The following is a 7685-nucleotide window of genomic DNA, read 5'->3' on the forward strand; positions in this document are numbered from 1 at the left end:
CCGCGATGGCCGCGCCGCGGTCTACTTGCCCAATGGAATCTTAGGCGCCCAGGTCAGCCACTCATCCTCAAACTTATCAAACAACGGGAACGTCTGCTGCGGTCGCGCCGCATTGCCCATGCGCTCGATGATCAGGTGCAGGAACAGCCAGTAATCTTCGGGTTTGAGTTGCGCATCTGCCGGCGGGTCGAGCAGCGGCGCCAGTTCATTCTGGAAACGCTCGAACAACCCGAGCACCAAGGGCTCCTTGCCATGGAAATGGTAATAAAGGTTGCCGGGGCTGATCCCCATTTCATTGGCCACCTCCATGGTCGACACGTTCGGTTCGCCCTTGTGGTTGAACAACTGCAGGGCACATTCAAGGATACGGTCGCGGGTCTTCATCCAGTCTTCTTAATGTGATCGTTGAGCTCAGCGCACCCGCACGTAAGTGCCTGGCGCCGCTTCCATCGGTGGGTAATTCTGGTTGCCCAGGGCGGTGAGTGTTTCGCGTTGCACGCCCGAACGTTGCTGGATCCACGCAAGCCACTGCGGCCACCAGCTGCCTTCGACGTGACTGGCGTCGTAGTACCAGGCACGCGGGTCGCTGCTCAGCTTGGGGTTCTCGACGTAGTTGGCCTTGGGGTTGCCCGGCGGGTTGAGGATGCTCTGGATATGCCCGCTGTTGGACAGCACAAAGCGCCGCTCGCCGCCCAGCAGTTGCGTGGAGCGATACACCGCGTCCCACGGCGTGATGTGGTCGTTGATCCCGGCCACGCTGAAGCTGTCCACTGTGACCTTCTGCAGGTCGATGGGCGTGCCGCACACCTCAAGGCCACCCGGATGGCTGAGCGGGTTGTGCTTGAAGAAGTCCAGCAGGTCGCCATGCAACGCGGCGGGCAGGCGCGTGTTGTCGTTGTTCCAGTAGAGGATGTCGAACGCCGGCGGTTCTTTGCCCAGCAGGTAATTATTGATCCAGTAGTTCCAGATCAGATCGTTGGGGCGCATCCAGGCGAAGACCTTGGCCATGTCGCGACCCTCCAGCACGCCTTGCTGGTAGGAGCGGCGCTTGGCGGCCTCCAGGGTCTGTTCATCGGCAAACAAGGTGGCGGGGCTGTCGATCTGGCTGTCCAGCAGGCTCACCAGGTAACTGGCGCTGGAGATGCGCCGCAGCTGGCGCTTGGCTTGCAGGTGGCCTTGCAGCGCGGCGATGGTCAAGCCACCGGCGCAGGCGCCCATCAGGTTGACCTCACGGGCACCGGTGATGGCCCGGCACACGTTCAGCGCTTCCTCCAGCGCCGCCACATAGGTGGACAGGCCCCACTCGCGGTGACGCACATCCGGGTTGCGCCAGCTGACCATAAACGTCTGCAGGCCGTTTTTCAGGGCGTACTGCACAAAGCTGTTGGCGGGGCTGAGATCGAAGATGTAGTACTTGTTGATTTGCGGCGGCACGATCAGCAACGGCTTGGCGTACTGCTTTTCGCTCATGGGCTTGTACTGGATCAGTTCCAGCAGCTCGTTGCGAAACACCACGGAGCCCGCGGTCGTTGCCACCGTTTTGCCCACTTCAAAAGCGTGTTTGCTGACCTGGCTGGGCAGGCCGTTGTTGTGCAACAAATCGTTAAACAAATTACTCACGCCGCGCACCACACTGTTGCCGCCGGAGTTGAGCAGCTCCTTGATGGCCAGCGGGTTGAGCAAGGTGTTGGAGGGCGAGACGGCATCGTTGATCAGCGAGAAGGCAAAGTGCGCGCGGGCGCGGTCATCGGCGCTCATCGAGCTGTCGTCGATCCAGTGACGCGTTTGTTTCTGCCAGCTCAAATAGGCTTGCAGGCTGCGCCGGTACAGCGGATTAAGCGTCCAGGTGGGGTCGGCGAAGCGGCTGTCAGCGGGGTTGGGGGCCTGTACGGTTTCACCCAGCAGCACGCGACCGAGTTGGCCGCCCAAGGCCAGGGCGTGCCGAGCGGTGTACAGCGGGTTGCGCAAGCCATGGTTGGCGACACTGCGCAGGGTCGCCAGCAAATCGCGGCCCCGCAGGCCACTGATCGCATTTTGCGCGTTGATGAACGCGGCCGGGGTGGGCGCCGGGTTCGTCACGGGTCTTTCTCGCATGAGCCAACACTCCTTCGTCAAGCCATCAACAGGCACGCCAATTCAGAACCATAGTCGGTTCCTGGCAAGTTGCGCGGCGGCGTAGTCCTTACACCGCTGGTCGAGGGTGAATCACCGCACGCAGGCGCTCCTCTTCAAGAAACTTCATGATGATCGGCGCCACGGCTTCGGCGCGGGTGATCAGGAACAAGTGGCCATCATCGATGATGTGCAACTGTGCGTTGGGAATGCGCCAGGCGAGCATGCGCATATTGATCAGCGGGATCAGCGGGTCGTCGTCGCCGGCCAGCACCAGGGTCGGCTGGCGGATCTTGTGCAGCCAGTGAATGCTGGTCCAGCCAAGGCCCGCAAACAGCTGCCAGTAGTAACCGAGCTTGCCCGCCGAGCGCACCTTGCTGGCGTGTTCGGCGGCCAGTTTGGAGTCGCGGCGGAACGAGCCGCCATAAATCATCGGTGCAATGCGCACCACGTGGGACGGTTGGATATAGCGCCTGGGGCTTGCCATCAGCCATAGCACCTTGGGTTTGCCCGGCACCATAAAGGCCCCGGCTGCCGTCGCCGCCAGGATCAGTTTTTTGCAGCGCTCGGGGTAATCATAGGCAAACTGCTGCGCCAACGCGCCGCCCCAGGACACACCCACCGCATTCACCTGGCCATAGTCCAGGTAATCGAGCATGCGTGCGGTGAGCTTGGCCAAGCCGGGAAAACGATAGGGCACGCTGGGTGTGGAAGACCCCCCCACACCTGGCACATCGAAGGCGATCACTTCCAGGTCCGGGTCCAGCGCCTGGACGAACGGAAACACCAGCTCAAGGTTGGCGCCGATGCCGTTGAAGATCAGCAACGGCGTCAAGTGAGGCTTGCCCGGGCGTACCGCCGTACGGATGGTCTGGCCATCCAGGTCGATGGTACGGAAGATGAACGGTTGCGGCATGCTCAAGCCCTGTGAAGTGGCGCTATTTGTCTGGAAAAACTCGGTTCCTGTGGGAGCTGGCTTGCCTGCGATAGCAATCTTTCAGTTAGCTCATCATCTAGCTGGCCCACCGCTATCGCAGGCAAGCCAGCTCCCACATTGATCGCATTTCTACCGCAAAATCTGCTTATCGTTCGTGCACATAAGTACCCGGTGCCGCCTCAGCTGCGGCATAGGCTTTGTTACCCAGGCTCGTAGGTGCTTTCTTCAGTTTGCCCGCCCGCTCGGCCTGCCACGCCTGCCAATGCAGCCACCATGAGTCAGTATGCTTGGTGGCATTCTCCTGCCACTCCAGCGGCTTGCCCGCCAAACCATCGCTGGTCTGGTAACGCGCCTTGGGGTTGCCTGGCGGGTTGAGGATGCTCTGGATATGCCCGCTGCTGGACAACACAAACTCCACTTTGCCACCAAACAGCTGCGCCGATTTGTAGCACGACTGCCACGGCGTGATGTGGTCGTTGGTGCCGGCCAGGGAATAGATATCGGCGGTCACCTGTTTGAGGTCGATCGGCGTGCCGCACACCTCCAGGGCATTGGCGCGTACCAGCGGGTTGTTCTTGAACAGCTCAATCAAATCGCCATGGAAGGCGGCCGGCAAACGTGTGGTGTCGTTGTTCCAGAACAGGATGTCGAACACCGGCGGCTCGTTGCCGAGCAGGTAGTTATTGACCCAGTAGTTCCAGATCAGGTCGTTGGGGCGCATCCAGGCGAATACCTTGGCCATGTCGCGGCCCTCCAGTACACCGGCCTGGTAGGAGTGGCGCTTGGCGGCTTCCAGGGTCTGTTCGTCGACAAACAGCGCCACCTGGGTGTCCAGGGTGGTGTCCAGTACACTCACCAGCAGGGTCAGGGCGTTGACCTTCTTCTCGCCCAGCGCCGCGTAGTGGCCCAGCAGGGCGGTGCAGGTGATGCCGCCCGAGCAGGCGCCGAGCATGTTCACGTCTTTGCTGCCGGTAATCGCCGTGACCACATCGACCGCTTCCTTGAGCGCCTCGATATAGGTCGACAGGCCCCACTCGCGCTGCGCCTTGGTCGGGTTGCGCCAGCTGACGATAAACGTCTGCTGGCCATTGCGCAGGCAGAAGCGCGCCAGGCTCTTCTCCGGGCTCAGGTCGAATACATAGAATTTGTTGATCTGCGGCGGCACCACCAGCAGTGGGCGTTCGTGCACCTGCTCGGTGATGGGCTTGTACTGGATCAGCTCCAGCACGTCATTGCGAAACACCACGGCGCCTTCAGTGGTGCCCAGGGTCTTGCCGACTTCAAAGGCGCCCATGTTGACCTGGCTGGGCATGCCGCCGTTGTGCACCATGTCTTTGGCCAAGTGGGACAGGCCATCAAGCAGGCTTTTGCCGCCGGTTTCAAAGAAGCGTTTGACCGCCGCCGGGTTGGCCGCGCTGTTGGTGGGGGCCATGGCTTCGGTCATCAGGTTGATCACGAAGTGGCCGCGGCTGATGTCCTGTTCCGACAGGTTACTGTCGCCGATCCAGTCGTGCAGTTCCTTGCGCCACGCCAGGTAAGTTTGCAGGTAACGCTTATAGAGCGGGTTCTGGCTCCACGCCGGGTCGTTGAAGCGACGGTCGTCGCCTTCGGGGGCCAGTGCGGATTTGCCGAACATCACGTTCTTCAATTCCACGCCAAAATGCGCGACGTGTTTGACGCTGTGCAACGGTTGCTTGATGGCTTGGGTCAGTACCATCTTCGCTGAGGCCAATAAATCCTTTTTGCGTAACGCGATGATCGGGTTCAGCCCCAGGGTGTTTTCCGAGGCCTGGCGTTTCAAGTCATCGTTATTCTTGTTACTCATCTACGACGCTCCATTGTCCGAAAGACGAGTACCGGCGATTGCTGCGCACCCAATTTCGATACACGACACCAGCCTGGTACTGCGACTCGGGTGACCGTTGATACCGCATCGTCAAATGCAGGGAACTTGCCAGTTCCATTGGTTACCCGAGTTTAATTTTTTTCGCAAGCGGGCCAATCGTTGACCACGCGACAGGGCATTCAAGCAGATGAAATTAGAAAATGCCCTCTAAAGAGCGAGACGCCTGAGTTAGAGCATCAGCCGCACGACCGATTCGCTCGGGTCGCGGGTTTTGCCGGCGGCTTTAAGCTCAGCCAGATAATCGGCCCACAACGCATCCTGGCGCACGGCCAACTGGTAGAGGTAGTCCCAGGTGAACAGTCCGCTGTCATGGCCGTCGTCGAAGGTCAATTTCAGTGCATATTGACCGGCTGGTTCTATCTTGATCAGCCGCACGTTGAGCTTGCCGAACTGCAGGATGGGTTTGCCGTGGCCCTGGACCTCGGCGGAAGGCGAGTGGGTGCGTAGCAGCTCAGCGGGGAGCTGGTAGACCTCGCTCGGCCCATAGGTAAGGCCGAGGGTGTTGGAGGTTTTGTGCAGGTTTACAGCGGTGGGGAATTTGGTCATTGGAGAACCGCCCAGAGATAGTCCTGAGAACCGGCTTAAAACTGTAGGAGCTGGCTTGTGTGGGAGCCGGGCTTGCCCGCGATGCAGACACCTCGGTGTTTCAGAAACACTGAGGTGATGCTATCGCAGGCAAGCCAGCTCCCACACAAGTCCGGCTCCGACACAAGCCGTTTTCTGTGAGGCTTACAGGATATAACGAGACAGATCTTCGTTCTGCGCCAATTCGCCCAGGTGGCTATTGACGTACTCAGCGTCAATCTTGATCGCTTCGCCATTCTGCGAACCGGCCATGTCGCCAGCACTGAAGGACACTTCTTCCAGCAGACGCTCAAGCAGGGTGTGCAGGCGACGGGCACCGATGTTTTCGGTCTTCTCGTTGACCTGCCAGGCAATCTCCGCCAGGCGCTTGATGCCGTCCGGCTGGAATTCGATGCCCAAACCTTCGGTTTTCAGCAGTTCGCGGTATTGCTCGGTGAGCGAAGCATGCGGCTCGCTGAGGATACGTTCGAAGTCGCCGGGGGTCAGCGCCTTGAGTTCCACGCGAATCGGCAGACGGCCTTGCAGCTCCGGCACCAGGTCGCTGGGCTTGCTCAAGTGGAACGCGCCGGAGGCGATAAACAGGATGTGGTCGGTCTTGACCATGCCCAGCTTGGTGTTCACCGTGCAGCCTTCGATCAGCGGCAACAGGTCGCGCTGTACGCCTTCGCGGGACACATCGACGCCGCCGGAGTTGCCGCGCTTGGCCACCTTGTCGATCTCGTCGATAAACACGATACCGTGCTGCTCCACCGCTTCCAGGGCTTTGGCCTTGAGCTCTTCCTCATTCACCAGGCGCCCGGCTTCTTCGTCGCGCACCAGCTTCAGCGCGTCCTTCACCTTGAGCTTGCGGCTTTTCTTCTTGCCCTTGCCCATGTTGGCGAACAGGTTCTGCAACTGGCTGGTCATTTCTTCCATGCCAGGCGGTGCGGAGATGTCGACGCCGGACACTTCGGCCACTTCGATCTCGATTTCCTTGTCGTCCAGCTGGCCTTCACGCAGGCGCTTGCGGAACAGCTGGCGGGTGTTGGAATCCGAGCTTGGCGCGGCGTCTTCGTTAAAGCCCATGCGTGCCGGTGGCAGCAGGGCATCCAGGATGCGTTCCTCGGCGGCGTCTTCGGCGCGGTGGCTGACCTTGGTCACTTCCTGCTCGCGCAGCATTTTCAGGGCTGCGTCGGCCAGGTCACGGATGATCGACTCGACGTCACGGCCTACATAGCCCACTTCGGTGAACTTGGTGGCCTCGACCTTGATGAACGGAGCATTGGCCAGTTTGGCCAGGCGCCGGGCGATTTCGGTTTTACCCACGCCTGTCGGCCCGATCATCAGGATGTTCTTGGGCGTTACTTCAACGCGCAGTTCTTCGGGCAGTTGCATCCGGCGCCAGCGGTTACGCAGCGCAATGGCAACGGCGCGCTTGGCATCGTCCTGGCCGATGATATGGCGATTAAGTTCATGGACGATTTCGCGGGGAGTCATGGACATAGTGTTTGGCGGCCTCAAGCGGAATAAGCCTACGGCTTACTCGGCGAGGTCCTGCTCCTCAATGGTGAAGTTGTGGTTGGTGAACACGCAGATATCGCCGGCGATACCCAGGGCGGTCTCGACGATTTCGCGGGCCGACAGGTCGGTTTTCTTCAGCAGGGCGCTGGCTGCCGCCTGGGCGTAGCCACCGCCGGAACCCATGGCGATCAGGCCGTGCTCGGGTTCAACCACATCGCCGTTACCGGTGATGATCAAGGACGCGTCTTTGTTGGCGACCGCCAACATGGCTTCCAGGCGGCTGAGGGAACGGTCGGTGCGCCATTCTTTGGCGAGTTCGACAGCGGCGCGAACCAGGTGGCCCTGGTGTTTTTCCAGCTGGCCTTCGAAGCGTTCGAAGAGGGTGAAGGCGTCGGCAGTGGCGCCAGCGAAACCGGCGAGAACCTGGCCGTGGTACAGGCGACGCACTTTCTTGGCGTTGCCTTTCATCACGGTGTTGCCCAGTGAAACCTGGCCGTCGCCGCCCATGACGACTTTGCCGTGGCGACGTACTGAAACGATGGTGGTCAAGGGGAGAGTCTCCACGCAGCGGGGCGAAAATGCCCTGATGGAATCTCATATGGGGGTGGCGGGGGGGATTTCAACCGTAGGACGTGTGTGCGGACG

Annotated in this window: 6 protein-coding genes and 1 pseudogene; all 7 read right to left on the bottom strand. The window is 60.5% G+C overall.

Annotated elements, in window-relative coordinates; all coding sequences use genetic code 11:
- Positions 1-111: 111 nt before the first annotated feature.
- Positions 112-384: pseudogene (locus FEM54_RS18815) on the bottom strand (TetR/AcrR family transcriptional regulator); the annotation flags it as partial.
- Between the two features lie 27 nt (positions 385-411).
- A complete protein-coding gene (phaC, locus tag FEM54_RS18820; protein ID WP_017138581.1) occupies positions 412-2094 on the bottom strand; it encodes a class II poly(R)-hydroxyalkanoic acid synthase in 1683 nt (560 codons plus the stop codon).
- 88 nt (positions 2095-2182) lie between these two features.
- Positions 2183-3028 (bottom strand): poly(3-hydroxyalkanoate) depolymerase, encoded by an 846-nt coding sequence (gene phaZ, locus FEM54_RS18825; RefSeq protein ID WP_017138580.1) that lies wholly within the window; start codon positions 3026-3028, stop codon positions 2183-2185.
- Positions 3029-3194: 166 nt separating this feature from the next.
- Positions 3195-4874 carry a class II poly(R)-hydroxyalkanoic acid synthase gene (phaC, locus tag FEM54_RS18830; protein ID WP_099549478.1) on the bottom strand — a complete coding sequence of 560 codons (1680 nt, stop codon included), beginning with the start codon at positions 4872-4874 and terminating at the stop codon, positions 3195-3197.
- Between the two features lie 249 nt (positions 4875-5123).
- Positions 5124-5501, bottom strand: coding sequence for a gamma-butyrobetaine hydroxylase family protein (locus FEM54_RS18835; protein ID WP_017138579.1), 378 nt, complete (start codon positions 5499-5501; stop codon positions 5124-5126).
- A gap of 183 nt (positions 5502-5684) precedes the next feature.
- Complete coding sequence (hslU, locus tag FEM54_RS18840) at positions 5685-7022, bottom strand: ATP-dependent protease ATPase subunit HslU (RefSeq protein WP_017138578.1); 1338 nt, start codon at positions 7020-7022, stop codon at positions 5685-5687.
- A 36-nt stretch (positions 7023-7058) separates the two neighbouring features.
- Positions 7059-7589 (bottom strand): ATP-dependent protease subunit HslV, encoded by a 531-nt coding sequence (hslV, locus tag FEM54_RS18845; protein ID WP_010563201.1) that lies wholly within the window; start codon positions 7587-7589, stop codon positions 7059-7061.
- Positions 7590-7685 lie beyond the last annotated feature (96 nt).

Source organism: Pseudomonas edaphica (assembly GCF_005863185.1).
Lineage (GTDB): Bacteria > Pseudomonadota > Gammaproteobacteria > Pseudomonadales > Pseudomonadaceae > Aquipseudomonas > Aquipseudomonas edaphica.